Origin of the sequence: Paenibacillus sp. FSL R5-0519, assembly GCF_037974275.1 — a bacterium.
Taxonomy (GTDB): domain Bacteria; phylum Bacillota; class Bacilli; order Paenibacillales; family Paenibacillaceae; genus Paenibacillus.
Map to the genome: position 1 here is coordinate 6,152,505 of NZ_CP150234.1, position 25,858 is coordinate 6,178,362.

General features: G+C 43.5%; 25 protein-coding genes. 11 read left to right on the forward strand and 14 right to left on the reverse strand.

Annotation, left to right across the window (positions count from 1 at the left end):
• Positions 1 to 190: 190 nt before the first annotated feature.
• Together MKY73_RS27590 and MKY73_RS27595 are read right to left on the reverse strand one after the other, a co-directional pair.
• Entirely contained in the window at positions 191 to 379 is a 189-nt protein-coding gene (locus tag MKY73_RS27590) for an aspartyl-phosphate phosphatase Spo0E family protein (protein WP_339304598.1), read from the reverse strand.
• Between the two features lie 189 nt (positions 380 to 568).
• A complete protein-coding gene (locus MKY73_RS27595; protein WP_339304599.1) occupies positions 569 to 838 on the reverse strand; it encodes a hypothetical protein in 270 nt (89 codons plus the stop codon).
• 413 nt (positions 839 to 1,251) lie between these two features.
• On the opposite strand from MKY73_RS27595, the gene MKY73_RS27600 reads away from it, so the two are divergent.
• The 3 genes from MKY73_RS27600 to MKY73_RS27610 all read left to right on the forward strand — a co-directional run bounded on the left by MKY73_RS27600 (position 1,252) and on the right by MKY73_RS27610 (position 3,427).
• Positions 1,252 to 2,037, forward strand: a complete 786-nt coding sequence (locus tag MKY73_RS27600) for a hypothetical protein (protein ID WP_133386966.1) — start codon at positions 1,252 to 1,254, stop codon at positions 2,035 to 2,037.
• A gap of 174 nt (positions 2,038 to 2,211) precedes the next feature.
• The gene (locus MKY73_RS27605; RefSeq protein ID WP_240768289.1) at positions 2,212 to 2,580 is read left to right on the forward strand and encodes a PadR family transcriptional regulator; all 369 of its coding nucleotides are present in this window, start codon (positions 2,212 to 2,214) and stop codon (positions 2,578 to 2,580) included.
• The gene (locus tag MKY73_RS27610; RefSeq protein WP_339304601.1) at positions 2,546 to 3,427 is read left to right on the forward strand and encodes a permease prefix domain 1-containing protein; all 882 of its coding nucleotides are present in this window, start codon (positions 2,546 to 2,548) and stop codon (positions 3,425 to 3,427) included. Before MKY73_RS27605 ends, MKY73_RS27610 begins: the two co-directional genes overlap by 35 nt.
• An 18-nt stretch (positions 3,428 to 3,445) precedes the next feature.
• Here the strand turns inward: MKY73_RS27610 and MKY73_RS27615 are convergent, their stop codons facing one another.
• The 4 genes from MKY73_RS27615 to MKY73_RS27630 form a co-directional block, all read right to left on the reverse strand.
• Positions 3,446 to 3,619 carry an aspartyl-phosphate phosphatase Spo0E family protein gene (locus MKY73_RS27615; protein ID WP_339304603.1) on the reverse strand — a complete coding sequence of 58 codons (174 nt, stop codon included), beginning with the start codon at positions 3,617 to 3,619 and terminating at the stop codon, positions 3,446 to 3,448.
• 204 nt (positions 3,620 to 3,823) lie between these two features.
• Positions 3,824 to 5,158, reverse strand: coding sequence for a hypothetical protein (locus MKY73_RS27620; protein ID WP_339304605.1), 1,335 nt, complete (start codon positions 5,156 to 5,158; stop codon positions 3,824 to 3,826).
• Between the two features lie 28 nt (positions 5,159 to 5,186).
• Positions 5,187 to 6,560, reverse strand: a complete 1,374-nt coding sequence (locus MKY73_RS27625; protein ID WP_339304606.1) for a helix-turn-helix transcriptional regulator — start codon at positions 6,558 to 6,560, stop codon at positions 5,187 to 5,189.
• A gap of 251 nt (positions 6,561 to 6,811) precedes the next feature.
• The gene (locus MKY73_RS27630; protein WP_339304607.1) at positions 6,812 to 8,197 is read right to left on the reverse strand and encodes a transcriptional regulator; all 1,386 of its coding nucleotides are present in this window, start codon (positions 8,195 to 8,197) and stop codon (positions 6,812 to 6,814) included.
• Positions 8,198 to 8,464: 267 nt separating this feature from the next.
• Between MKY73_RS27630 and MKY73_RS27635 the strand changes: the two genes are divergently transcribed.
• Positions 8,465 to 9,589 carry an LLM class flavin-dependent oxidoreductase gene (locus MKY73_RS27635; protein WP_339304608.1) on the forward strand — a complete coding sequence of 375 codons (1,125 nt, stop codon included), beginning with the start codon at positions 8,465 to 8,467 and terminating at the stop codon, positions 9,587 to 9,589.
• 118 nt (positions 9,590 to 9,707) lie between these two features.
• Here the strand turns inward: MKY73_RS27635 and MKY73_RS27640 are convergent, their stop codons facing one another.
• Positions 9,708 to 10,289 carry a TetR/AcrR family transcriptional regulator gene (locus tag MKY73_RS27640; RefSeq protein WP_339304610.1) on the reverse strand — a complete coding sequence of 194 codons (582 nt, stop codon included), beginning with the start codon at positions 10,287 to 10,289 and terminating at the stop codon, positions 9,708 to 9,710.
• 289 nt (positions 10,290 to 10,578) lie between these two features.
• Between MKY73_RS27640 and MKY73_RS27645 the strand changes: the two genes are divergently transcribed.
• Positions 10,579 to 11,793, forward strand: a complete 1,215-nt coding sequence (locus MKY73_RS27645; RefSeq protein WP_339308778.1) for an MFS transporter — start codon at positions 10,579 to 10,581, stop codon at positions 11,791 to 11,793.
• A 142-nt stretch (positions 11,794 to 11,935) separates the two neighbouring features.
• On the opposite strand, the gene MKY73_RS27650 is transcribed toward MKY73_RS27645, so the two are convergent.
• The gene (locus tag MKY73_RS27650) at positions 11,936 to 12,304 is read right to left on the reverse strand and encodes a VOC family protein (protein WP_339304612.1); all 369 of its coding nucleotides are present in this window, start codon (positions 12,302 to 12,304) and stop codon (positions 11,936 to 11,938) included.
• Positions 12,305 to 12,430: 126 nt separating this feature from the next.
• A complete protein-coding gene (locus tag MKY73_RS27655) occupies positions 12,431 to 13,492 on the reverse strand; it encodes an alkene reductase (RefSeq protein ID WP_339304614.1) in 1,062 nt (353 codons plus the stop codon).
• Positions 13,493 to 13,648: 156 nt separating this feature from the next.
• Here MKY73_RS27655 and MKY73_RS27660 point away from each other — a divergent pair, with 156 nt between their 5' ends.
• Positions 13,649 to 14,512: a LysR family transcriptional regulator gene (locus MKY73_RS27660; RefSeq protein WP_339304616.1), complete on the forward strand. Its 864-nt coding sequence runs from the start codon at positions 13,649 to 13,651 to the stop codon at positions 14,510 to 14,512.
• A gap of 153 nt (positions 14,513 to 14,665) precedes the next feature.
• Here the strand turns inward: MKY73_RS27660 and MKY73_RS27665 are convergent, their stop codons facing one another.
• The 4 genes from MKY73_RS27665 to MKY73_RS27680 form a co-directional block, all read right to left on the reverse strand.
• Positions 14,666 to 16,732: a methyl-accepting chemotaxis protein gene (locus tag MKY73_RS27665; protein WP_339304617.1), complete on the reverse strand. Its 2,067-nt coding sequence runs from the start codon at positions 16,730 to 16,732 to the stop codon at positions 14,666 to 14,668.
• Positions 16,733 to 16,964: 232 nt separating this feature from the next.
• Complete coding sequence (locus MKY73_RS27670; protein WP_339304618.1) at positions 16,965 to 18,071, reverse strand: Glu/Leu/Phe/Val dehydrogenase; 1,107 nt, start codon at positions 18,069 to 18,071, stop codon at positions 16,965 to 16,967.
• 285 nt (positions 18,072 to 18,356) lie between these two features.
• On the reverse strand, positions 18,357 to 18,986 hold the full coding sequence (gene cdaS, locus MKY73_RS27675) for a sporulation-specific diadenylate cyclase CdaS (protein WP_339258459.1): 630 nt from the start codon (positions 18,984 to 18,986) through the stop codon (positions 18,357 to 18,359).
• Positions 18,987 to 19,199: 213 nt separating this feature from the next.
• Entirely contained in the window at positions 19,200 to 20,714 is a 1,515-nt protein-coding gene (locus tag MKY73_RS27680) for a DUF6359 domain-containing protein (RefSeq protein ID WP_339308780.1), read from the reverse strand.
• 224 nt (positions 20,715 to 20,938) lie between these two features.
• Between MKY73_RS27680 and MKY73_RS27685 the strand changes: the two genes are divergently transcribed.
• The 3 genes from MKY73_RS27685 to MKY73_RS27695 all read left to right on the forward strand — a co-directional run bounded on the left by MKY73_RS27685 (position 20,939) and on the right by MKY73_RS27695 (position 22,222).
• Positions 20,939 to 21,232: a hypothetical protein gene (locus tag MKY73_RS27685; protein ID WP_339304619.1), complete on the forward strand. Its 294-nt coding sequence runs from the start codon at positions 20,939 to 20,941 to the stop codon at positions 21,230 to 21,232.
• A gap of 153 nt (positions 21,233 to 21,385) precedes the next feature.
• Entirely contained in the window at positions 21,386 to 21,541 is a 156-nt protein-coding gene (locus tag MKY73_RS27690) for a hypothetical protein (RefSeq protein WP_017691064.1), read from the forward strand.
• 123 nt (positions 21,542 to 21,664) lie between these two features.
• Positions 21,665 to 22,222, forward strand: a complete 558-nt coding sequence (locus MKY73_RS27695; protein ID WP_339304620.1) for a GNAT family protein — start codon at positions 21,665 to 21,667, stop codon at positions 22,220 to 22,222.
• Positions 22,223 to 22,378: 156 nt separating this feature from the next.
• Here the strand turns inward: MKY73_RS27695 and MKY73_RS27700 are convergent, their stop codons facing one another.
• Positions 22,379 to 23,155, reverse strand: coding sequence for a Crp/Fnr family transcriptional regulator (locus tag MKY73_RS27700; RefSeq protein WP_339304621.1), 777 nt, complete (start codon positions 23,153 to 23,155; stop codon positions 22,379 to 22,381).
• A 378-nt stretch (positions 23,156 to 23,533) separates the two neighbouring features.
• Here MKY73_RS27700 and MKY73_RS27705 point away from each other — a divergent pair, with 378 nt between their 5' ends.
• Both MKY73_RS27705 and MKY73_RS27710 read left to right on the forward strand, forming a co-directional pair.
• The gene (locus MKY73_RS27705) at positions 23,534 to 23,965 is read left to right on the forward strand and encodes a GAF domain-containing protein (protein ID WP_339304623.1); all 432 of its coding nucleotides are present in this window, start codon (positions 23,534 to 23,536) and stop codon (positions 23,963 to 23,965) included.
• Between the two features lie 213 nt (positions 23,966 to 24,178).
• A complete protein-coding gene (locus MKY73_RS27710; protein WP_339304625.1) occupies positions 24,179 to 25,789 on the forward strand; it encodes an AraC family transcriptional regulator in 1,611 nt (536 codons plus the stop codon).
• The last annotated feature ends 69 nt before the right edge of the window (positions 25,790 to 25,858 follow it).

Below are 25,858 nucleotides of genomic sequence, written 5' to 3' on the forward strand. Positions count from 1 at the left end.
TTTAAGGATCATTCGCTATCCTGCCAATCCTGGAATGGGTACGGAATTTCAAGTTATCCGCATGAATTGCAGGGTGAACGCAAAAAAGCCAACTGTATCGCTACAGTCGACTACGTTTTTGCTATAGAACACATCCGCTAGGTTATTCTAGCGACACAGTTGGTTGAATAGAACCAAAAAACCGACTGCATTATGCAATCGGTTGTCTGTTGCCGAGATGGCTTTTATATTTGAATCGATTATATTCATTAATCAGCTCGTCCAGTACCATGGACTGTCGGAGGACTTTGTTGTCCTGCATGCCATGATTCTCCGCCAAACGACTTAACTCATGCCTATTTCGTTCGATTTTATCTTTGATCTGCTTCGGTTCACTCATAGCATGCACCCCCTCTTTGTATAACATTTTAGGATACATTGCCAAAAAATTCATATTATATTCCTTTGCAGAATAAAATGTTTATTTACAAAGGTTTTCAAAGAAATTCAACCTTTTTCATACTTATATGTTGAACTAAAGATGAAATTGTAACTAAGAAAAAAGTATTCGGGACCCGAATATTTTTCATTATTTACTTCGTAATGAATTTGCTAAATACAACATTAACATCCCTAAAAATATCAATAATATTCCTTCAATTTTATACGACCAAATCTCTGAGTTTATAAAACTACCAAAGATATCAGAGGTATCAGACTTTACATTTTGGTATTCTGCAAGAACCAACATAGCTTTGTCCATACCCCAATCAGTACTCTGAGCAATAAACTGAAATCCAATAACAAATAATATAAGTGAACAGATAAGGGCTACTAAGGAAATCATTTTACTTTTCAAATTTAAATTCTCCTTTGATAATACAATATTGGAAATGGGAACTTCAAAACTCAATTAAAGTTAAATATCATCTCAGTCTATTTCATGTTACGTATAATCTCAACAGATTCTATTTTCCACGTGATATTATTGCCAGTCATCCTAAAAATTAGAGCGCCCGATTTGATAGCAAATATGCCAAAATCACCTCTCTAATTATTTTTTACATTATTATCACTATTTTCATCAAAATAACAAAAATAATATTATGCAAATAAACTTATCATCAAAACAGGAGGTGTTATTATCTAAAATTATTCTTCAAACAAGGCAAAATCATCATATAAGACTTAATTAAGTCTATCTAGTTCTAGCCTAAATTAACTTGAGGAATATTTAATCTGACTAAAAAACTAAAGGAGATGCTAATCAAAATGATAAGAAAACTGTTAATCCCTTTATTGTCTTTAACCGTTACTCTTGGAGGCGTTTTTTATTCTACCCCTACCGTTAAGGCATCCGATAATCCGGAAGTAGCTGCTAAATTAGTTGTACAAAAATTTTTCGATACTATGTCTGAAGGGAATTTCGCTGAAGCTACAGAGTTAGTTGTAGACTTGAGATACCCAAGTAAAGAGAAACAAATCGCAAAATACAAACACTACAATTCTGTAAGTGACTTTGAATCGATGAAAATCATTGATGCACATACAGAGAATGAATCGACAGTTGTTGTAACATTTCAGGGTAACGTTTCGGGAGTTGAATCCAAAAACGAACTATATGTTAAAGAGTCTGAAGATGAGTGGAAATTGATTTTAGGTGATGATGATCCCGCTACTGTAGCGGCCTTAAATGTACCAGAATTCAGTACACATGCTATGGTTGATTACTATTCTTTTACTGGTTTTAATTATGGAAGAGCTCACTATACCATTAACTCTTTTTCTACACAGGGTAATGCTGTAAGTCTCATAGGTTGGCAATATGCTAGCAGTGATTACCATGCAGATGTTTCTTATCAAGTCGCTCAAGATTCTTTTATCGGATGGAAAACATTCGGAAATGCTTCTTCTGTTTACGGTAACTATACATCCGCTGCAGGTGATCGTTTCACAATTTCTTTAACAGGTGTTCCCAAAGGAAATGATTATCACATTCGCATTGTGAATTGGGCACCAGTATCCGTTGATGGTGCAGGGAATGTTTATACTAATTAGAATTCATTAATCTAAATTGCCCACTCGGCACCTTTATTTCTAGCAAAGGTTACGAGCAGGGCTTTTTTATGCTTTCGTTAAGAATAGATACAACTTTATAAAAGATATAATTCTTGACCTTGAATTATTTTCAAATATATGTTAATTTAACTACATAGAAATACATAGTAGGTGGTGTATGAGTTGAAGAATGAGATGATTAAAGGATATATCGATGGCATTGTGCTCTCCATCCTAAGTCAAAAAGATGCATACGGTTATGAGATATCTCAATATATAAATCAAGTAACCAACGGGGCTTTTCTACTCAAGGAAGGTACACTGTATCCCGCTTTAAAACGACTGGAAGCTAATACTTACATTGAAGGCTACTGGGGTGAACAAGAAGGCGGGCCTAGACGAAAATATTACAGGATAACAGATGATGGCCAACTTCGACTGGAAGCAATCAAAACCTCATGGGAACAAAATACACATATCATTAATATTTTCTTAGGAGGAACGGCGAATGGACATTCAATCCTATTTAGATCAAGTTTTTAAGAGATCATTCTTATCTAGACGAGAGCGTAGCGATTTAGCCGAAGAAATGGCTACTCATTTACACTCGTCCAAAGAGCATCATATGAATGAGGGATGTACTGAAGAACAAGCCACCACAAAAGCTATAGCATTTTTTGGCGATCCGATCACCTTAAGAACTAAATTGACTCAAGAGACTTATGGTCTATCAAGTAAGCTGATCCTACAGTTTATAATCATGAGCTTAATCCTGTATTTAAGCTCCCTGTTCATAGGAATAGTTCTTCATTATTATGATGTTCATAACAATGTGATCGAACTTTTCCCTATAGCCTTCATTACACTATGTGCCTTGATCAGTGCTTTGCTGCTGACTCGTAAAAATACTGATCGTTGGTGTCTATTGTCCGTTCCCATTTTATTTGGATTAGGATATTTGCAGGCATATCTGGGTCTTTTCAAAAATATGTTTGGTAGCCTCGATTCATTTACGCTTTTTGAGAATTTATTTTTCAGCGGCGCTTATGATTTTTCAGGGCGCAATAGCTTCATACTTATTGGTGGTCTGATCCTAGCTGTTCAAACACTCATTTTGTTCGTTATCAGCAAAAATATCTACATCTCTTTGATGCCCTTCGCCTTCTCTATTTTGTATACAGTTTCTCATATGGTCATTTTCGGATCATATTATCTGTTCTTTGGGGATCATTTTAGTTCATCTGTCACCAATGGATACAATGTTTTTGCCGCTGGTAACATTCAACGCCTCTCAGATATCGGTGTGAAATTAGGTATGTGTCTTGTATTGTTTTTCACTTTAAGTTCATTGAAGAAGCTGATCTTTAAATCTAAGCTTCAGGCTGGATGAGTTGGAATGACATATTATTTACTTTTTCATGTTCATTCCTAAAGTAAATCGATTATATTCATTAATTAGCTCATCCAAAGCCATCGACTGCTCAAGCACTTTCACATTCGGGATTCCATATTGATCTACTAAGCGACTCAACTCTTGCCTACCTTGCTCGATTTGGTCTTTCAAGATGCTTCGTTCTCTCATGGCATGTACCCCTCTAGAACATTCTAGAAAAACATTCAATATGAGTAAGCTATTAGTTTCGCTCATAACTACAAGTGCTTTTTAGAACATAATATGTTTTGCATAATATTGTAAAAACAAATCTTTAGAAAAGGCATTGCGCTCTGCCTAGCCCTTTTTCAAAACACAAAACAGCCTACCTCAAAAGCAGATAGGCTGTTTGTTTTATTTAATATTTATCGTCTTAAATAATTGTGAATACGTCTCTTGCTGAGACAAACTAGCTTGTTGTCTATAAGCCCCGTATAAATCAACACATTTTACTGTCATATGATCGTCTTGGTTAAACGTTGAAAGAGATAAATTATAAAGTATTATATCTATACCGTTTTGGTAATCTTGTCGATTGCATTTATACTTTGCAAGTTCAAAATTGAACAACATATATCTATGAGTTATAATTCGTGAATTGCACCCTCTATCTAAATAAAATCGCTTGATTTTATCTTCATATTCATCTAAATCAAACTCAATCTTAAGAGATTGTTCATTAGCAACTTCAATAATATTAATAAAAGCAGTTAACGTTTCCTCAGAGTAAAGTTCCAGGTAATTAAGATAATCAAGAATGAACTCTTGATTTCCAGACATTAGATTAATTGTTATGCGATTTCCTTGAGCCCATCTCTTAAATTTGGCGATCATAACCCCTTCTTCTTCTGATGGATCAGAAATATCAACTACTCTCTCATAAATATCTGTATATTTTAAAGCCATTGCATATTCTTTACGTGCTTCAAACACACTTGCCTTTAGCAGACTCGCATAAGCTTTGTAAGTAATTAAAGGATAAACCGTAACACGACGTTTAGCCTTTCCTTGAGACTTAAATCTCAATAGAGCATCAGTTTTTTTTTCTAATTCTTCTGCCAATGAATAAACTTTTTCCCATAGGTGCATTGTACTATATACATTAGCCAATTCCTTGATCGCATCCAACTGTATCTCTTCATTGAGCTTCTCTACATAAACCTCTAAACGAATGGCTGCATTAAGGTTATCAAACTTTTTTAAGTTTATATTAATCAAAAATATACGATACTGGCACATAGCCAACCGTTCAGAGTGCTGATATTTTTCACATTCAGACACACATTCATACAGAATAAGTGCTGCCTGCTTCATTCCTTTGTTATACAAATCTTCGGCTATTTCAAACAACTCATCTATATATGAATGATCATCTGTCACATGAGTAATAACTTTTTGAATAATATCCAGCTTATCAAGCTCAGCGCAACGATATATAAACGGTTCTAAACGTCTCCAATGAGGTGCAGAATCAATAAAACATTCCACACCATACATATCATAATAGTATCCCTGCTCTAAACCCATTGCTGATGTGATTTGGTCTAGTTGATTCATTGACATAAGTCTGCTTCCTTTGATGATCGCACTTAATGTACCAACATTAATGTCAGCAAGCTCTGAAAATTGCTGTAGCTTATATCTCTCATTCTTCAAGTAATCTTCAATACAGGAACGTATATTGGACATTGTCTTCATCTCCTCCCCAGATGTTTTACTATAGAAAAGTTGGTACACTTAACTTATCTATTAGTTTTGTATACTGCTCTTCCTGGGTCTTACTGGCGCGATCTCTATATTTTCCGTATAAGTCTATGCATTTGATACACATAAAATCTTCATTACATGAAGAAGAACGTTCTAAACTAGTAATTAGATGTTCTATTCCCTTTTCAATTTCGTTCTGTTTCAATCTGTATTTTGCTAGTTCGTAGAACAAGCGTATATATCTAAAATTTGTTGCCTGTTCGTTATATACTCCTTGTACATGGCTTTCCGCTTTAATTTGATCAAGGTGATTTTGGAATCTATTCAATGTATAGTCAATATTGTAAGAATACTGATTTGCCGCCTGAATAATATACGTGAGTGCTGTTAAAATTTCAGCATGATTAATATCTAGGTAATCCAAATAACGATTTAAAAATTCGAAATCACCAGATAGTATTTTGTATAAATATCGATTCCCCTCAGCCCAGCCCTTGAATCGCTCTATCAATTCTTGTTCTTCCTCTGTCGGGTTTTCAATTCCATCCACAATATCCTCATAAACATCTGTGTACTTCAAAGCTTGTTTATATTGCTTACGTTCTTCAGATACATTTGCCATGAGCAGATTAGCATACGCTTTGTAAGTAAATAGAGGATAAGAGGCTACTCTTGGTTTTCTTTTCCGTCTCATAGATTGAAGTTGAACTTGAAATTCAACTCTTCGAATCAATTCATTAGCCAGCTCAAAAACCTTATCCCATAGATTTATCGCGCCATACAAATTAGCTAAATCTTTAATCGCATCCAGTTGTACTTCCTCATTCAATTTTTCGATAAAAGGTTCAAATTTTACTGCGGCATTTAAGTTATTGAATTTATTCAGTGTTTTATGAAGCAGAAAAATACGGTACTGGCATAAGGCCAACCGCTCGGAGTGTTGATATTTCTCACAGTCTGCCACACAGTCATACAGAATAAGAGCTGCTTCTTTTAATCCTCTAGCAAAAAAGCTCTCAGCTACATCAAATAACTCTTCTATATAGGATCGATCGTCCGTTACATGAGTGATCACTTGTTGTATACAATGCAATTTACCTAGTTCAGCACATTCGTATAGGTATGGTTCCAAACGTCTCCAGTGAGGCGATGATTCAATGAAGGATTCTACTCCGTAAGTTTCATAAAAATAACCCTTTTCTAAACCCATTGCAGAAGTGATCTGATTCAGTTGGTTCATAGACATCGGTCTGCTACCCTTAAGAATAGCACTTAATGTCCCAACATTAATTCCTGTAATATCGGAAAAATGCTGCAACTTGAGATTTTGTTCTCTCATATATTTCTCAATATGTATTGTTATTGTAGGTACCGATTCCACCATCTCACCTCCACCATCCAAATAACTTATAATTCAATTAGATATAATAAATGTTATTTTAATCCTGTATTTTACATCGGTCAATCTATGGAAATACAAAAAAAGCTTACTCTCGTTAATTGAAAGTAAACCTTCTTGAAAATTTAATGTACTTTAGCTGTTATAGTCCTCCTTCGCCATGCGTTATAGACATTATTTGTGTAATAACATCACCATCCAAATTAGCTAATTGATTTATATTAATAATCATTATGCTAAGCAAGATTACATAGAAGATCTTCTTTTTTTTCATAAGATTTCTGAACCTCCATCATGATAAGTTTATACTGATACTCGATTTCAGTCGTACCCATGTTTTTGTACTTCTCATATAGAGAAATACAATGTATGATATCTGTTTGATTGTTAAATCGTACAGACTCTCTCAGACAACACATAAGTTGCTTCAAACCCTCTGAATATTCATGGCGATTTAAGTGGTAGAGAGAACGTTCCAACAAGAATGCTGCATAAATTTCATTTTTCATCTGCTCAGTGTACCCTTTTAAACCATTAATTTCGGAGTTAATCCGATCGCTGAACCTATTCAAAATATCATCAATATTTCTATCAAACTTATTAGCTGCCTCCAAAATATTAATGATCGCAGGTAAAATTTCCTCCTCATTTCTTTCAATAAATTCCACGTATGCAGGTAAAACGTTTTGGTCACCCATCATCAATTTATATAAATAAGTATTGGCTTCCGCCCAACCAGCAAATTTATCAATGTAGATCTGATCCTCTTCATCCGGTTCAGGGACTTTAGCAAGCTTGGCATAGACTTCTGTATAGAGCAAAGCTTCTTCATAACGTCCCTGCTTCTCACATGCCGATGATTTAAGCAAATTGGAATAAGCTCTATATACGAATAAAGGATAGGCAGTGAGTCTATCACATTTATCTATTTTCTTCTTTGTATACGATTGTAAAATTTTTGTTTTCTGATCTAATTCTTCAGCCAGATCAAACGCCTTGTCCCGATATCGAAGTGAAGCATACGTATTCGCCAAGTCCTTAATCGCATCCAACTGCCTCTCCTCATCCAGCCGATTAATATAAGGCTCGAAGTGCACGGCGGCTCTTAGATTATCATGCTGATTCTGACCGAGTGAGAGGGTGAAGATGCGATACTGGCAGAGGGCCAGGCGCTCGGAATGCTGGTATTTCTCGCACTCGGCTACGCATTCATATAACATGCGAGCAGCTTGTTGCTGACCGCGCTCCAGCATACCTTCGGCCATCTCGAACAATTCCGAGATATACGAGCGATCATCGGTCACTTCCTGAATAATCTTCTGAATACATTCCAGCTTGTCCAATTCAGCACAGCGCTGGAGAAATGGTTCCAATCTCCTCCAATGGGGTGCCGATTCCACGAAACATTCAGCCCCATAGATCTCGTAGAAGTATCCCTCTTCCAGCTTCATGCCTTGGGTAATCAGATCCAGTTGCGCCATAGCGATGGGCCGAGTTCCCTTAATAATTGCGCTAAGCGTTCCGGCGTTAACTCCCGATATATCGGCAAAATACTGCAGGGTATACCCCTGTTTCCTGATGTAGTCCTCAATATATGAGCGTATCGTAGTTGTAGGTTCCATGTATCCCACCTCCACAATGAAAATCCAAAATTTTGAATTTATATGATATGCACAATTTTAATCCTAAATTTTACAGCGGTCAATAAAAATCGTGGCAATTTCCTTCACATCTGTGCAAGGAGGCCTGAATCGAATTTTTGCTTATAGAAAAAATCCATTAGAAGAATCTGCAAGAACGTGATACAGTTAATTCAACTTACATATCCTACTATTTCAATAGGATTATACGACACAGATACGAATAACTCAGTTCAAGGAGAAGGTCAGATGAAATTTGCCTTGTTTAGTCTCATGATGAATCTCCCTAATGCCGTAACCGGGGAAGCTCTGACGACTCAGCAGAAATTCCACAATATATTAGAGCAGGCAAAGCTGGCTGAACGACTGGGATTCGATGCCTATGGGATCGGTGAACGACACGGTGCACCTTTTCTATCTTCATCGCCACCTGTCGTATTAACCGCAATAGCCGCAGCAACCACACGCATCCGGTTACTAACCACCGTCACTGTTCTCAGTATACTTGATCCAGTCCGGGTTGCCGAGGATTATGCCACGCTCGATCAATTATCAGGTGGACGGCTGGAGATGATCATCGGGAAAGGCAATGACCCTCGACACTATCCGCTGTTTGGCATAAGCGAAGAGGAACAATGGGACTCACTCGATGAACGGTATCATTTGCTAAGACGGTTGTGGTCTGAAGAGAATGTCACCTGGCAGGGAACGTATCGCCCTCCGCTTGAGGGCGTGACCACGTGGCCCAGACCGCTTCAGCAGTCCATCCCCATCTGGCATGGTAGCGCGTCCAGCACGGTCTCAACCGAACTCGCTGCCAAATATGGCGAGCCGCTCTTCACGTCGAATTCTTTTCACCCTCAGGCCAAATACAAAGCGTTAATTGATCATTATCGGGAGCGTCTCGATTATTATGGTCATGATCCGCAGCAAGCATTGATTGGCTCTGGTGCCGGCAGTCTGTATCTTGCCGATACGGGTGAAGAAGCCATTCGTCGCTATAAGCCGTACTATGAAGCGTTCCATGCCACCGCCGCCGCACAGCATAACCAGTCGCCCTTCACCGATCTGGAGGATAACATTGCACGAGGTCCTGCGTTAATCGGCAGTCCGGAGCAGGTCATTCAGAAAATTGTGGACTATCATGCCGCTTACGGACATCAGGTGCTGAGTATCAGCGTAGATGGATTGACGCATAGCGAGCAGTTGGAGCAAGTGGAGCGTTTTGCCAAGGAAGTGGCCCCTGTATTACGCCGTGAACTGCCAAGTTCAGTATGGAATGAACCCCCGGTGTTAACCCAACACTCATCCTTCTTGTCCTCTAATGCTACAGACTCATGGCCCACAGCCATCTCACCCATATTCCAGGTATAAGTGTTCTTCCACGCACAATATGCCACACGACTTCTCTCCAGGGTGATTCCTATGAATCGCCCTCTTCCCTCATCCTCCTCATCCTCCTCTTCCTCCCGGTAGTATCACCGCTCTCCTTCTACTTATTGGACTGAATGCCTTCAAACAATGAACGGAGCAACACATCTACAAACGCATCATCCATCGCTTCACCGGTTACCAACATGCGATAGAATACCGGTCCATAGATCAGATCAATGTACAGTCCAATGTCCATCCCACTCTTCAATTCGCCGCGCTCCACACCCTTCTCCAGAATGCCCCAAGCTTCACGCCGACGTGGTTGGATGTATCTTGTACGGTATTCTTCGGCAAGCCCTTCATCCGATTGCCCTTCTCCGATAATCTGCGTAATCACTTTTCCTTCCCGACTGGTCAAAAAACGAACCAGATTACTCGCATGTATGCGTATATCTTCCAAGACCGAGCCTGTATCCGGTACCGGTAATCTTGCCGTTGCGGCAGACATATATCCGTCCATGATAACGGCGCCTTTGTTCGGCCACCATTTATAAATGGTCGCTTTGCTCACCTGTGCACGTTCAGCAATCTTCTCAATCGTAATAGCCCCGAATCCGTGCTCCAACAACAACTTATAGGATGCGTTAAGAATGGCATTCTGGGTTTCCATGTTACGTGGACGTCCTCTTTTGGCAGTCATCTTGAGCCCTCCTGGATGCAAAAAATATATTTTATCATCAGTAATATTCATAAAAACGATACGTTTATTATACTAAAATGCATTGCGTACACACAATTTAATCTCCGCTCATTTTTATATCCCCATTTAAATCTTCATTAAAATATTTTAGCCTATTTACAATACTAAACGTTTAGTTTATTATATGTTTGTAATTAGTGAACACAACGTTTAGTAATCAACATTTTAAACAGCACCGTTTATCGGGAATATCGAATTTTCAATACGAATATGAAATCTGTGGAGGATGATGAAGATGGATATGACACAACAAGTGAAGAAGGCTCCTGTACCCACCTGGATTATTTTTTTGTTGGCATCCGCTTGTGGATTGATCGTGGCCAACCTGTATTATGCTCAGACCGTTATCGGTCCGATCAGCATAACCACGGGCCTTTCTTCTGCCGCTGCCGGATTGATCGTAACGTTGACTCAGATTGGTTATGTCATTGGTTTGCTGTTTATCGTGCCGCTCAGTGACATTACCGAGAATCGACGCCTGGTCGTTCTTTTCCTCATCGTACTGGTTGTTGCCCTGATTGCTGCGGCTTTCTCGCCCACAGCTGTTGTATTTCTGACTGCCTCTCTATTCATTGGTATAGGTTCTGTTGTCGCTCAGATTCTGGTGCCCTATGCGACATATCTTACTTCCGAGGAACAACGCGGACGGGTTGTCGGCAATGTAATGAGTGGTCTGCTACTGGGCATCATGCTGGCTCGTCCTGTCGCGAGCTTTATCACCAGCCTCTTCGGATGGCAGACGGTCTTTGTATTCTCCGCCATTGTCATAACACTTCTAATGTTGCTCCTATCACGTGCTCTTCCTGCTCGCCAGCCTGAACCCACCTTGAAATACGGGCAATTAATCGTGTCCTTGGGCACACTGTTCAGAACGATGCCGCTACTGCGCCGCCGGGCGTTCTATCAGGCCAGTCTGTTTGGTGCTTTCAGCTTGTTCTGGACAACGGTTCCACTCAGACTCGCTAACGATTTCGGTATGTCACAGCAAGGCATTGCCTGGTTCGCACTGGCTGGTGTCGGAGGTGCTATTGCCGCTCCCATTGCCGGGAGACTGGCTGATCGCGGGTTAACACGTATTCTGACAGGTGCTGCCATGGTGATCGCTGCTGCTTCGTTTGGTCTTGCTTATGTGTTCCATAGCCACTCCACGTTTGAATTGATCCTGCTTGTTATCGTAGCGATCACATTGGATATGGCTGTCTCGGGTAATCTGGTGCTGGGTCAACGCATCATCTACTCCTTAGGAAATGATGCGAGAGGACGGGTAAACGGCATATTCATGTCAATCTTTTTTGTCGGCGGTGCGATCGGTTCCTCTCTTGGAAGCTGGTCTTATGCTAACGGAGGTTGGAGTCTCACTACGCTGATTGGCCTGATTATGCCACTGCTCGCTTTGGTGTATTACTTTACGGAAAAGAAAGCGGTAATTGTCAGCAATGAATAGAATGAATATATCGCTGAATCCGAATAACGGAATAAGGGCAGAGCTAATCATCAAGATTAGCTCTGCCCTTATTGTTGTAATACTCACTTGTCTCCCTGTGACAGGAAGTTATCACTATTATTAAGATGGATACATTTGCGTATTAGGCTTTACTGTGAAGGGTAACTTGGTACCCGTCTGGGTCGGCAAATGTAAAGGTTCGTCCGAATGGTCCATCTATTGGTGCAGATGTAATTTGTACGCCTGCCGCAACAAGCTTGTCGTGGATTTCTTGCGTATCAGGAGCATGAAGCCACAGAGCGACACCAAGTCCTGGCTGAGCACCTGAACCGAGTTCTGTTCCTGGCAATAGGTCACGTAGAGCAAATGCAATAGGCTTGGTTTCAAAGACCACCGCATGAGGTGGTCCTGCCTGTGAGCGTACAAGTCCAAGATAGTTTTGATAAAATTCGGCAGAGCCTTCAAGATTGCTCACTTGAAGTGAAATGAAATCGGGTCCAATTGCTGACATAATATAATGTTCTCCTTTGTATATGGGATTGTTTATATCTTGATCATACAAGCCCGCTCTTGCCAACAGTATGTCAGTAGTGTTCTTTCCTTTTTTCAGTCTTTTCTCTTAATCGGTTTTTCCCTTTTACACCAACACGGGCAGATGCTTAGCTGCATCATACTCCACCAATGGCTCACCAGCATTCAATTTCTGCACCAGATCAGGGTTGGAGATAAATGGTCTGCCGAACGCAGCCAGATCTATGCTTCCCTTACCAATCGCGTGCTCTGCGGTTTGAACATCCAGATTCCCCACACCAATAATAATTCCATCCCACTGACTTCGAATCCGCTCGTGAAAGGACTTCTCCCCTTCCCACGCTTTCGCATAATGATCTGTTGAGGGATGCAAGATTGTTATTCCCGTCTCGCGGAATAAGTTCAGATATGCATCGATCATTCCAGCTTTGTCCGCCCATGCATAGGATGCATCATCATCCTTTTTCTCGGAGAATCGTATCGATATGAGATCTGCACAGATCTCTTTTTTCACAGCCACAATAATATCCCGCAGGAACCGCAATCTGCCCGCCATATCTCCTCCGTATTCGTCTGTTCTATGGTTGGTCTTCTCATTGATAAACTGGTCGATCAGATACCCATGCGCAGCATGCAGCTCGATTCCGTCAAACCCTGCAAGAACCGCATGGCGTGCTGCCGTCTGAAAATGCTGAATCGTATCCGCTATATCCTGTGCACTCATCACTTGGGGAATCTGATACGGCTTATGCAGCTTATGCACTCTTCCCTCTGCCGCAAGGCTGGAAGGCGCCAGTGGAGCGGTTCCGATCAGATCAGAATGGGACAATCTGCCGACATGCCACAGCTGAGCAATAATGGTGCCGCCATGTCTGTGAACAGCATCCGTTACCCTTTTCCAAGAAGTCGTCTGTTCATCTGTATATAAGCCGGGGATGCCATAGGTTCCTTTGCCTGCCAGATCCGGGTTAATACCCTCGGTAATGATCAGTCCCACGCCATCCCGCGCACGCTGCTCATAATATGCCACCATCTCATCCGTCACGGTCCCCTTATGGTCATCAGCAAATCCCCGGGTTAACGGTGCCATCACCATTCGGTTTCTTAACTTCCATTGATGAATTGTCACCGGGCTTAATAGTGTTGTACGTGTATTCATCTTATCCATGTCATATCCCTACTCTCTTTGTCATTAGGGATATTGTACGGCGGCTCTGATATATCGTAAAATGATTGTAATATATAGTTGTATCTCTCAGAGAGATACCTAACATGAATATCTGCGGAAGCAATGTAAGTTAATCCACACTCAGGAGGATACAGCATGGAACTTTCTGATATCGATATTGTTCTCGCGGTGGCCCGTTCAGGCAAAATCTCTCAGGCTGCCAAAGAACTGAATTACGCGCAATCCAACGTCACGACACGCATCAAAAAACTGGAGCAGGAATATCAAATCCAGTTGTTCAACCGATTTCCCAAGGGTGTTGTGCTGACCTCCAAAGGAGAACAGTTTGTTGAATACGCCTCACGCATTCACAACCTTTTGCACGATTTGAAAATGGATATGACAGATCCCGGTGAACCTTCCGGCACGCTAAAAATCGGCATTGTGGAAACGGCGGCTTCCAGCCGCTTTATGGAGATTCTGAATGAATATCAGATAACCTACCCGAAGGTATCCATCTCACTCGTCAACGCCACTTCACCCAAAGTACTGCGCAAGAAAATACAGGACTATGAGATTGATGGTGCTTTTATCAGCGGGGCTTGTGTGAAGGAAGGTCTGAAGGTGGAATATGAGATGCAGGACACGGTTCATATCATCTCCAAGCGGATGGATACACCACCCGAAAGCCTGTGCCAAGTATCATGGGTTGTTTTCCCCGAGGGCTGTCCGTATCGTGAAATGACCGAACAATTTCTACAGGAAGAGGGGCTGTCCGCTCGCAACATTATCGAAGTGAGTACGATGGAAAACCTGCTCAGCTGTGTGGAGTCAGGAATCGCATTTACCATTATGCCGTGCAGTGTTATTCACAAGAAACCGGATGATTTCTCCGTATTAGATCTCGCAGATCGTTATACTCATACCACAACAACCTTTGTCCGCGGTGAGGATCGTTATGTCAGCAGTGCGCTGGATCAATTCATGAAGCTGCTCAATCAGAAATGTATTACTTTTTAAAGATGAAGACCATAACACAACACACACGGAACATTGCCCTTATTCAGGCATTACTTGGATGGCACAAGGGTGCTGGTTGCAAAACCAAAAAACACTCCGAAGAGTGTTTTTGGGGTCGTTACTTTTTCTCTCTATACCATATACAACAAACTCTTACTCCACCTTGAATCTTGCAGCCGATTCGGCCAGATTTTGCGTCAGTTGATCGATCGTATCGACCATGTTTGCCAACTGCTGCACTGTCGCAGACTGCTCCATCATGGTTGCTGTTACCTCTTCAACGGAAGCAGATACCTGCTCTCCTGAAGCCGACAAGCTATGTGCTGACTCCAGTACGTCATCCTTATTCTGCAACATCTCCTGCATCTGTCCTGCCATCGTGGCGATCTGTTGATTAATGACCATTACTTTCTCCAGAATCACATCAAACGCCTGACGAGTCTGCAAGACAAGCTCATCCTGTCTGGACGAGATGGTGTGAATCTCTGCAACACTTTGGTTGTTCTCGGCGACATCAGCCAGATTCTGCTCGATAATGCTGGAGATTTCCTTGGACTGGCGGGAACTCTGCTCTGCCAGATTACGAATCTCTTCGGCCACGACCGCAAAGCCTCGGCCATGCTCTCCCGCCCGTGATGCTTCAATGGAAGCATTCAATGCCAGCAGATTGGTCTGCTTCGCAATCTGGCTGATGGCTTCCGTGATCTGACTAATACTGCCCGAACTTGTGTGAAGTTTGACCGTAATCTCCGAGATTTTCTCCACTTCCCGCTCGTTCACTTCATTAATACGCATCAGTTCATTCACAACTTCATTCCCATTGTGGAATACCGTTTCGATCTCATCCGCTCTTGCCTTCACATCCTGCGCACTGCTGTTCATGGCAGCCACTTTATCACCAAAGCTGTTGAATTTGCCTGCAATCTGCTCGGTATCTTCCGATTGAGCCTCCATCGCCTTCGCAATGCCCATGGACGTCGCCGAGGTCTCATCAATGGATCTTGCCGTCTGTCTAGATGTTTCCTCTAATTCCTGAGTGCTGGCCTGAAGAACATGAATCGAATTATTCATATCGGTAATAAGGTTCCTGTTCTGCTCCACCATAACATTGAAGCTCTCAGCCAGATCCTTGAATTCACTGTTATATCTGCCATTGGCCTTAACGGTTAGATCCCCTTGAGCAAGCTGTTTGAACAGCCCGATCAGACGAATGATAGGTCTCGTTATACTACGAGAGATCAACAATCCCACGCCAATCGCCAGAGCAATTCCAATCAAGGTCACGATAAGCATCTGGCGCTGTATATCCTCTACTGGGCGCTTAATATCATCATAATCATCAATAATGACCACGGAGAGATCTGCACCAGGGATCTGATTGATACGATAATAGATATCATCTCGATCCATCGAAGTGATTTTCACTTTGTCAGTGGCTCTGGCCTCCATAAGTTCCATGGCTTCCTTGTCCTCTTCCAGTGTTTGCCCCACAATGGAAGGATCTAACGAATCATACATAATGATACCGCTCCGGCTCAGCACTTCAACTCTGCCTTGTCCATTGATCTGGATGTCCCCGAGTTGACCCAGGAAAAAGCTGCTGTCCACCGACATAGCAAGCACACCCAGAATATTGCCCTCTTCATCGATGATGGGCTCCGAGAATGCAATAATGAGCTTCTTGCTATTCTTCGAAACGATCGCATCACTGATGAAAGATTTCCCCTGTATGGACTCCTGGAAATATTCCCGATCTCCCCGTGACTGTCCAATCACTTCCGGCATGGTTCCCGCCACCATGATTCCTTCCTTATCAAACACGAACAGATCTGGCTTGCTTCCTTCCGTGTCAGATATACTGTCGGTCAAGATCGTATTCGCCTTATTGAAATACGGGTTCTCATCCGAGAAAAATTCTTCATCCGTCATGTCAGTTGTATTACGCAGCTCCAAGAGTTCCTTGAAGGTATTATGTACGGATATCGCATGACTCAATTGTTGCTGAAGTTGCATCGCTGTCCAAAGCCCTTCCCCAAGGCGGTCAGCCATCACATTAATCTCATCCTTACTCTTCCTGACCACAACATCAGATGAAATCATATAACTTGTGGTCGTTGCACCAAGCAGAACCAAAACAACCAATACACTGATCATGAAAGGCAGTTTGATTTTAAGCGACATATTTTTGATCCTATGCCCTAACCCTTTTCTTTTCCCCATTTCCCACTTCTCCCCATTTCCCTGAACCATATGCATCTGAACGATGTATATACATTATCGGAAAAATGCATAGTGGAATTGATCGATTAGGGAGATATTGCCACTGTTTTTCATTTTTTTATCTGATAACAACATAAAAAATGGCCTGTTAGAACGACACGATCCATCTTAGAAATGGACGTTGCCGTTATCTAACAGACCGTTTACAGATTTAATAAAGATTCAATACTATTTACTTGCGCAATCTCCGGGAACTCAGCGCGTGGTGGCCATTCTGCAAGAATGTACTGCGTGTATTCTTCATCTGTTCGATCCGTCGCTCAGCCAGACGATCTGCAGCAACATAGGTAGCGATGCCCTCGGTACGTGAGCTTTCGAATATTTTCTCCAGCGTGGAATAAATCTCTCCGATCTTGCTCCACGCCCGATCCGCATTATAACCATTTAGCTCATCTGCGATGTTAATTACGCCACCTGCATTGATAACATAGTCAGGCGCGTAAACGATGCCCATATCATACAGCTGATCCCCATGACGGGTCTCCAGCAGCTGATTGTTGGCGCATCCCGCTACAACCTTCGCCTTGAGCGTCTTGAGCGTATCGTCATTAATCGTGCCGCCCAGTGCACATGGTGCATAGATATCGCAATCCACACTCGTGATATCCGCGGGATCAACAGCTGTTGCGCCGAAGCGATCCACCGCCTGTTTCACCGCGTCTTTATGGATATCCGTAACGATCAGATGTGCACCTTCCTCATACAGATATTTGCACAGATGCATCGCCACATTGCCGACACCTTGAACCGCTATCGTCTTACCCTCCAGCAGATCGGTGCCAAATGCTTCTTTGGCTGCTGCCTTGATCCCCCGATATACACCCCAAGCGGTTGCTGGTGATGGATTACCGGATGAACCATAGCTTACTGAGATGCCTGTCACATAATCGGTTTCCTGATAGATCAGGTTCATATCCTCTTCCGTTGTTCCCACATCTTCGGCTGTGATATAACGTCCGTTCAACCCTTGAATATATCGTCCAAACGCACGGAACATCGCTTCGTTTTTGTCACGCCTTGGATCTCCAATAATAACGGTCTTGCCGCCGCCCAGATTCAGGCCGGATACTGCATTTTTATATGTCATACCACGGGCAAGGCGCAGCGCATCTTCAATGGCTGCTTCTTCTGAAGCATAAGTCCACATCCGTGTGCCTCCCAACGCAGGGCCGAGTGTTGTGTCGTGTATGGCGATAATTGCTTTTAACCCTGAATTTCGATCCTGGCACAGAACCAGTTCCTCATAATCGTGATGCTCCATTGCTTCAAACCAACTCATGTGCTAACCGTCTCCTCCAACCATTTTTGCGATTCAATCGCATTGTTTTCTATTCATAGACCATCCTCTATTGTACCCATGAATACCCAGTTTGTGCAAAATCACATCGCAATGTTAGAGAAGCATCGATCGATGTTTCTCATATGGCGAGGGCAAAGCTGTCGAATTTCAGATTATAATTTTATCGTCTATCAATAGAAAAACCTCTCTCTTACAGGAGAAGGGCACACTTCCCTCAACAGCATCATCTTAATCGCCCCAAGTAGGCCACTTGATCGTTCAAATTTAGGATAACGTCTCAACCACATTTATCGGATGCAGATCTCCATCCACCGCGAATGAAGCCTGTCCCGTCTCCTCAGAGACAACCAGTACAACCGCATCCGTCAATTCACTGAGTCCCAGTGCAGCCCGATGTCGAGTGCCTATTTTTCGTTCATGCACTTCCGCTTGCGACAACGGCAGCACATTACCAGCGGATACAATCTGATTGCCACGAATCAACACGGCCCCGTCATGCAAGGGTGCACCGGGAATGAACAAGGATTCCAAGAGCGCATGTGTCACTCTGGCATCCACGGCCACACCTGAATGAATGATCGACTCCAACGGAATCTCCCGTTCAATCACAATTAACGCACCATACCTCCGATCAGACAGATGCTGTACGCTCGAAGTTAATTCGGCAAACTTCTCGGTAAAGGGCGACAGATAACAATCCAGATAAAACGAAGAGGCGAGCACCTCAATCTGCTTGATTTCCGCTCGAATCTCTGCAAATTGACCCAGCAGACAGGCACTGTCATTGTCAAACCGGGATAACGTCAGATTCATCCGTTCTGCTACACGATGGAGATCCGCTTTGAGCTTCTGTCTCATCGAGGAACTGTCACAGTCTGCTTGCCGTTTCATCATACGTCGCCTCCTCCTTTAATTCGATTAATGGCTCGCACACATCCTGAATACCCATACCTTCCCCCCAGGAGCAAGTATATATACAATGACAGGGCGGTAAGAGCTGATCATGGTCGTGAATGCATCTGGCATTACAAGCAAAAAAGAGCCTGTCCGCAAACAAATTTCCACGGTCAGGCCCTATTCGGCATGATGATTTGATGTCTATATGACTTATTGTGCTTTTCCGTATGAACCTGTCTTAAATGTAGTCGGATCATACCATTTGTATCCCGCCGCAGGTGCAGCCCATGGCTCAAGTTGTGGCTCGGTTGATGCAGCCGGAGCTTCCATGGAGAGCAGGCTTGTTGCCGTATCCAATGTCAGTCCTGGCACTTGTGCCAGACTGGTATAACTCTCTTTGACCGCCAGCCATTTTACGGTATTTACAAGGAACGTTGCATCGTCCACTTCTTTGAATCCATCATAGGTCTTCTTGGTCGCACCGGTCTCTTCACGCAAATATTTCGGAGTAGCGTCTTCCACAGGTGAAGAGTCGCCGATAAATGCAGCTTTGCCCGCACCAACCTTGGCAATGGCGGCATAGGCCCCTTCAGCTCGTCCACCACCATTATATACGCCCTGATCGACAGCATTGCCCCACTTGGACACACCACTTGGTACATACACCAAACCTTTGGCCTTGTTAGGGTCGATAATTGCAACGGTGGATCCCGCATGCATGGCTACAGCATTAACACCAGCCGTAATACCGAAGGATTGAGCAGGTGCAACGATATCCGATGCATTTACATCTCCAAGGGCATTGTAGCGGAAACGTACACCAAAGTTCGTTGCCAGCCAGTCTGAACTCGTCACACTCTGCATCGCTGGTGATTCGGCTTCAGCCGAAGACATGCCTTTGGCCGGATTCAGGAAGGCACCGCGGCGATAGCCATTGAATACTTCGGAAGAATCCCAGCGGTTTTTGTTACGGTCTGCATTATAGTGGTCGGAGATGAAGAAAACACTTCCTCCGTTCTGCACATACTGCACCAGCGCAGCCTGCTCTGTCGCTTTGAACGGCACGTTGGCTTCGCCAATGACAAAGACGTCGTAATCTTTCAATTTATTATAGGTGATGGCTTGCTCACCGAATGTATACGGAATGCTGCGTTCCAGCTGATTCACGACAAAGCCTGCGTTGCGCAAACCATTGGCAAAATCCGAAAATGCCCCGTCAATAATCCAGTCGGCAGCACCTGCTGTCTGGGCATGGGTATTATCGAACAATACTTTTTTACCGGTACCATCCGGTAATGTTGTGCCTGGGTTCGGTTCTGGATCAGGGTTCGTTGTTCCGGAGGAAAATGCAATGGACGTTGGGTTTTTGACTCCTGCATAGCTGTTGTAGGCTCCGAGGGTTCCGGTGACAATGATCTTTTTGCCTACAAGATTGGGATTGGTAGCCAGTCCATATTGCGAACGGAAAGAAGCGGGAATCTGCACATCCAATAATCTGGCGTTGGTTCGCTCTGACGCTGAATCGGCAATCAGAACATTAAAATCATTGGCATACGGAGATGTAAATTTTGCGGTAAGTGACCCGGTAGCATGTCCAACAATGATTCCTTCAACCGTCGCTGTTCCTCCACCGCTCTGGGCAGCGATGGCCTGAGATACCGTAAGGGGTGCTGCAGCTTGTACCGGACTTTGCGAACCTGGCCCCAGCAGTGCGGTTGCCATCATGATAAAGACCAGGAATGCCCCGATCCAATGCTGCCATAACGCCTTCTTCATATTCCCTTTCTCCTCCTCCAAATTACCTGATAATGGGTTATCCTCCTTTAATTTAATTGTTCATATGCTGAATTCCTCTATCTTTTTGTAAAATTATTGAAAAAGTTTTGAGATGGCATCCATTTGCCCATACTGATTAGCATTAGAATTCCACTTTCCAAAGGAGTAAAACAATGATGAAGTTGATATTTTTGGTACTCTTGTTAGTTATCCCGCTAATTATGGCTTATGTTGCTCTTCGTTCCCGAATGGTTACGAGGCTATTTCATATCCTTGCGCTGCTCTGCTTCTACAGTGCCGCAACTGTCATCGCTGGTGATGTGTATGCGACGAATGCTCATATGACCACGTTCACCACCGAAATTCATCAATTCCTGATGAATGGCTGGTTCCTGTATCCGTCTGCATATCTCGGTGTGTACATTCCCTATGTGATGTGGAGGAGCCTATTTTCAGAAAAAATTTAACTTCGTTGCTGACTTGATATTGCATTTTGCCAGCGTTCATTGCATAATGAGTATATAAACGTGATAATGATTATCATTCTTGAACTTGTCTCCATGTAACTTTCTACTGCATATGATTTTACGATTTTATAGATAAAGGGGAACGAACATCGCATGAATACAACTCTGCAAAAGGCTGATCTGCAGCTTGACGATTATTTGGATCTTCTGAACCTGGCAACCAACCTGGGTGACACGAGATGGCAAAAGGAAATTATTCGTAAGCTGGCGTATACTTATCCCGCAGTTCAATGTAAACAACCACAATAGCATTCCATATATCATCAATCTACATTATGGCTCATGACCGATTCATTCGTTGAATCTGTTATGGGCTATTTTTTGTTGTACAATGTACAGTAAGTTATTCAAATATGAAGGAAGTGGACAACGATGCAACTCGAGACCGAACGACTCATCATCAGGGATATTCTGGAGACAGACTGGGAAAGTATACATAGCTACACATCCATGACAGAAGTTACTCAGCATACAGCGTGGGGGCCGAATACGGAAGAAGATACGCGAGAGTACGTGCAGTTTGTGTTGGACATGCAGCAGACACAACCACGAGAAGGTTATGAGCTGGCGATATGTTTGAAAAGTGACGGGACTCTTCTTGGCGGAGTAGGTATTCACGTGATGGAGAAAACCAATGCAGAGATTGGTTACGTCCTTAATCCCACTTACCAAGGGAAAGGTTATGCGACCGAAGCAGCCAGCGCTCTGTTAGGCTTCGGTTTCAACGAACTTGGCATCCACCGAATTTACGCCAAGTGTCGCCCGCATAACACGGCTTCGGAGAATGTTATGAAGAAAATCGGTATGCAGCGTGAGGGGTTATTACGGGAGCACTGGTTCTACAAAGGTTGCTTTCATGACTCGTTGATCTATTCGATACTCTCCAGTGAATATGCACATGAACAATTTCACGGAAACACAAAAAGCTGACTCCCATATATGGGACGCCAGCTTTTCTTCTTTTTCTCCGTAACGACCCCAATCGCCAGTGGAGTTGAAGCTTCATTTGGAACCATATCACAATTGTTCCTCCGGGATGCAACTGATGAATCTTCCTTACCTCGGATTTCCCCGGAACGATCTACCTTACAATCGGCACAGCTCTACCGGGCAGCTTGGAAATGTGGGACATCCGCACATGCAACGCAAGGCTGCCAGATCCCGAATCATCAGTTTGCCGTCCATCATATCCAGCGTTCCTTGTTCCTTCCATGCCCCCAGCATCCGCGTTACGCTCTCCCGGGTAGCTCCAATCATCTCGGCAAGATCGGTATGGTTCAGCTTCATGTCGAGCACTATACCGTCCGGCGTAATCCGGCCATACGAATTGCTGGCACGGATCAGTGTCGAAGCGAGCGCCCCCGCCTTGCCGTAGAGCAGCAGATCACGGAATCTCGACTGGGTGATCCGCTGCGACAATGCCATCCATTGCAAGAATTTCAAGGCAAGGTCGCCATGTTTGCTGAGTATACTTTCCAGATCGCCAAGCGAGATAATGGCCAGTTCCCCTTTTTCCGCCATCTCTGCACTATAGCTATGATTCAATCCACCGATACCGCCAAATTCACCGATGAGATCGCCGCTTTGCTGAATGGATAAAATAATTTCCTTGCCATCCTCCGTCGACTTGGTCATTTTTACTCGTCCCGAACGAATGTAGTACAGATATCCGGCTTCATCGCCTTCGAGAAAGAGACTATACCCCGACTTCACCCGTTTGGGTTGCATTTTTGCTTCAATCAGGTCCCATTGCTCAGATGTAACGAACGAAAGGATTCCGCCTGTTTCTCGTGTCATTTTGCCCGCCTCCGTTTGTTTCTGCGCTGTTCTCTGGGTTGTTCTTTCTACAAATACTGTACCCATAACCTTCGTCCCCCTCGGTGATTCCTTATGTATCCATCATATCGCGAAAGTAGCCTCAGCGTTATCGGGGGATTACCTGATCATTGAGAAGAAACTCCCTGAATTTGCTGTGAGAAAAGTCACATTTCACCGATATGCCTCATCCTTCGCATTCTTCCAATCCCTTGATGTACCTGGTTCAGGAGCCCTCCACTGCCCAAGTTCAGTAGATTACGGAACGGAAATAGGGGTTTTCCCTGAATTACAATGACCGAGAAAGGGTCTACAATAGAACTACTATCGTAATACCCTTACTTTAAGATGATCCTGTTCGAAGGTTAATGATAATAATTACACTTTATGTACGTTATATTCCGAAAAAAAAGGAAGTGTCCCCTCATGCATGATGAACTGCCATCTGGCATTCAGGAGATGATCGATGGCCTGCGCCTGAGCACATCCAGTGACTTCTGTGGACTTGCCTGTCTGAACGGGACGATGCTACGCTGGAAGGTTACATCTGGGTCCAGTAATGAACGGGTGAAACGCATGGAGATGCGCCCCGGACAAGATCTGGTAGGCACAGCCCTGCGGACTGGACGCACAGCCCGATCTGATGCACAATCCCCCGGGGAGCATACACCCGGTCGTTGCCCGTTAATGCTTGCTGAGCGGCTGGTAAGTGCCATAGCAGTCCCCGTGTTCCAGGAAGGAAGCGTGCCTGGTGCCGTGCTGCTCGTTGGCAGCAGACTGCCTTGCACCTTTTCACCGAACATGGTCCGGCAGACGGAGCAAGTCGCTCTACACCTTCAGCCGAAGGTGTTTGGATAACAACATCTGTCTTTCATATGGAAGAAGTCTTGTTATTTCCTTAGGGAAGTATCAAGGCTTTTTTTTATAGTTATTCACAGCGGACCAAGCCTTAGTCTGTTCACCTGTCTTCGCTCATCCGTATACATCGACGTCACTTACACAGCTTGATATAATCGAGTCCATACATTCATATATTCATAGATAGAATATACAGTTAAGGAGGCCACAGATATGTTCGTACTGACCAATGCCAGTGTTATGCCATGGGAATCCACACAGCACAACAGTACCATTTCCATAAGAACGCCTTCATTGATTACATGCACAGCGACGGTGGACTATAGATATGGTAATGAGCACGGTGTTTTACATAAAGGACAGTTACTTTTTCTACATTACCAGTGCTCCCTGGAGCTAATACATATCCCGCCTTCTGCCTTCACCCTGTACCATATCGGTTTCCACGATTATGAATTAACGGAAGAGAGTCCTGACAAGCGTGTTTATCAGCTTTCATCAGCGAACTTGCCCTCACATGGTTCGAAGACCGGAGCAAGTCCACAGGTTCTGCGAATGCTGGCAATCATCCAGGAACTTTCCGAAAACCGGGCAGGAAGTGTACAAACCGAAGAAGCCAGATCCCATTATCTGCTGAGTGAATTGCTTGAATTATTCAAGCTGGCGATTAAACCTTCTACAGAAATGGTAGACAGTATAATTCGTGAAGCACTTCGCTACATGAATCATCACTATGACAGTCATCTCACCCGTGAAGAACTCGCCAGATTAACCGGGTTTAATGCAAGCTACTTCTCCAGGTTCTTTCAAAAACAGGTTGGACGCAGCTTTCAGGCTCACTTGACCCGAGTTCGTATGGACAAGACGAAGCAATACCTGTTGTCCACGCAGGCCACCTTAAATGAAATTGCGCTGCTTGTGGGATACTCCGACGGCTTATACTTAAGTCGAAAATTTAAGCAGTTTACCGGGATGAGTCCAAGTGAATACCGACTACAGCCCCGCGCAAGACGAATAGCTACCGTACAGTACACAGGAGATCTGTTAGCTCTAGGCGTTCAACCCATTGCCGCTTCATTCCTACCATGGGCGATGTCACCGTTAATCCAAGACGAGTTGCATGATGTACTGGATTTAGATGAACAGGGTGTGGAAGAAATCCTCCGAACTGAACCACCTGATCTGATCATCGCGCCAGATTATCTATACTATTTGCCCCATAAGCTCGAACAACTGGAACAGATTGCTCCAGTTATGGTCCTGCCATGGGACAAGTTAAATCGACTGGAGACCGTTCAACTCATCGGGCGAATCATAGGTCGGGAGCAGGCTGCCGCAGACTGGATAGAGCACTACACCTCACTGGTTAGCAGTGAAGTTGAACGACTTGAGGCTATGATCCGGCCTGATGAAACGGTTGGATTATATGAACTCTGGGAAGATGGTACAATCTGTATCTGGAATGCAACCGCCAGAGCGGCATACAACGTATATTACGGACTCAATCTTACACCTCCTCCCAGTATCCTGCGTGACGTTCTGGAACCTAACAATCATCAGTTTATTCGGGAAGATCAATTGACGGAATATGCAGCAAACCATATGTTTCTTGTGCTTTCCTCACATGAAGGCGGTCTATATCATGATGCAGAAGTCAAACTCAGGGAACGACCACACTGGAACAAGATTATGAATAACGGAAAGAGCCGGATATATCCTCTCAAACTGGAACAATTCTGGTGTAATGATGCGCTGGCACTGGAAAAGCAACTTCAGCTTATGGTAGATATCCTGATTCGGGAGAATGGTGAAAAGCACAGGTAACCATTGTCCATGCTCAAGAGGTCACATTTTGAGATGGACGATACTTGTATCCAAAAGCTACGATACTAA

What these genes read in the sequence shown, in the direction of transcription:
- MKY73_RS27635 (WP_339304608.1), top strand. Translation starts at nt 8,465, where the DNA reads ATGAAATTTGCCTTGTTTAGTCTCATGATGAATCTCCCTAATGCCGTA.
- MKY73_RS27615 (WP_339304603.1), bottom strand. Translation starts at nt 3,619, where the DNA reads ATGAGAGAACGAAGCATCTTGAAAGACCAAATCGAGCAAGGTAGGCAA.
- MKY73_RS27680 (WP_339308780.1), bottom strand. Translation starts at nt 20,714, where the DNA reads ATGATGGCAACCGCACTGCTGGGGCCAGGTTCGCAAAGTCCGGTACAA.
- MKY73_RS27695 (WP_339304620.1), top strand. Translation starts at nt 21,665, where the DNA reads ATGCAACTCGAGACCGAACGACTCATCATCAGGGATATTCTGGAGACA.
- cdaS (WP_339258459.1), bottom strand. Translation starts at nt 18,986, where the DNA reads ATGATGAAACGGCAAGCAGACTGTGACAGTTCCTCGATGAGACAGAAG.
- MKY73_RS27630 (WP_339304607.1), bottom strand. Translation starts at nt 8,197, where the DNA reads ATGGAACCTACAACTACGATACGCTCATATATTGAGGACTACATCAGG.
- MKY73_RS27590 (WP_339304598.1), bottom strand. Translation starts at nt 379, where the DNA reads ATGAGTGAACCGAAGCAGATCAAAGATAAAATCGAACGAAATAGGCAT.
- MKY73_RS27600 (WP_133386966.1), top strand. Translation starts at nt 1,252, where the DNA reads ATGATAAGAAAACTGTTAATCCCTTTATTGTCTTTAACCGTTACTCTT.
- MKY73_RS27655 (WP_339304614.1), bottom strand. Translation starts at nt 13,492, where the DNA reads ATGGATAAGATGAATACACGTACAACACTATTAAGCCCGGTGACAATT.
- MKY73_RS27690 (WP_017691064.1), top strand. Translation starts at nt 21,386, where the DNA reads ATGAATACAACTCTGCAAAAGGCTGATCTGCAGCTTGACGATTATTTG.
- MKY73_RS27610 (WP_339304601.1), top strand. Translation starts at nt 2,546, where the DNA reads ATGGACATTCAATCCTATTTAGATCAAGTTTTTAAGAGATCATTCTTA.
- MKY73_RS27670 (WP_339304618.1), bottom strand. Translation starts at nt 18,071, where the DNA reads ATGAGTTGGTTTGAAGCAATGGAGCATCACGATTATGAGGAACTGGTT.
- MKY73_RS27625 (WP_339304606.1), bottom strand. Translation starts at nt 6,560, where the DNA reads ATGGTGGAATCGGTACCTACAATAACAATACATATTGAGAAATATATG.
- MKY73_RS27700 (WP_339304621.1), bottom strand. Translation starts at nt 23,155, where the DNA reads ATGGGTACAGTATTTGTAGAAAGAACAACCCAGAGAACAGCGCAGAAA.
- MKY73_RS27660 (WP_339304616.1), top strand. Translation starts at nt 13,649, where the DNA reads ATGGAACTTTCTGATATCGATATTGTTCTCGCGGTGGCCCGTTCAGGC.
- MKY73_RS27710 (WP_339304625.1), top strand. Translation starts at nt 24,179, where the DNA reads ATGTTCGTACTGACCAATGCCAGTGTTATGCCATGGGAATCCACACAG.
- MKY73_RS27665 (WP_339304617.1), bottom strand. Translation starts at nt 16,732, where the DNA reads ATGGGGAAAAGAAAAGGGTTAGGGCATAGGATCAAAAATATGTCGCTT.
- MKY73_RS27640 (WP_339304610.1), bottom strand. Translation starts at nt 10,289, where the DNA reads ATGACTGCCAAAAGAGGACGTCCACGTAACATGGAAACCCAGAATGCC.
- MKY73_RS27705 (WP_339304623.1), top strand. Translation starts at nt 23,534, where the DNA reads ATGCATGATGAACTGCCATCTGGCATTCAGGAGATGATCGATGGCCTG.
- MKY73_RS27685 (WP_339304619.1), top strand. Translation starts at nt 20,939, where the DNA reads ATGATGAAGTTGATATTTTTGGTACTCTTGTTAGTTATCCCGCTAATT.
- MKY73_RS27620 (WP_339304605.1), bottom strand. Translation starts at nt 5,158, where the DNA reads ATGTCCAATATACGTTCCTGTATTGAAGATTACTTGAAGAATGAGAGA.
- MKY73_RS27650 (WP_339304612.1), bottom strand. Translation starts at nt 12,304, where the DNA reads ATGTCAGCAATTGGACCCGATTTCATTTCACTTCAAGTGAGCAATCTT.
- MKY73_RS27645 (WP_339308778.1), top strand. Translation starts at nt 10,579, where the DNA reads ATGAAGATGGATATGACACAACAAGTGAAGAAGGCTCCTGTACCCACC.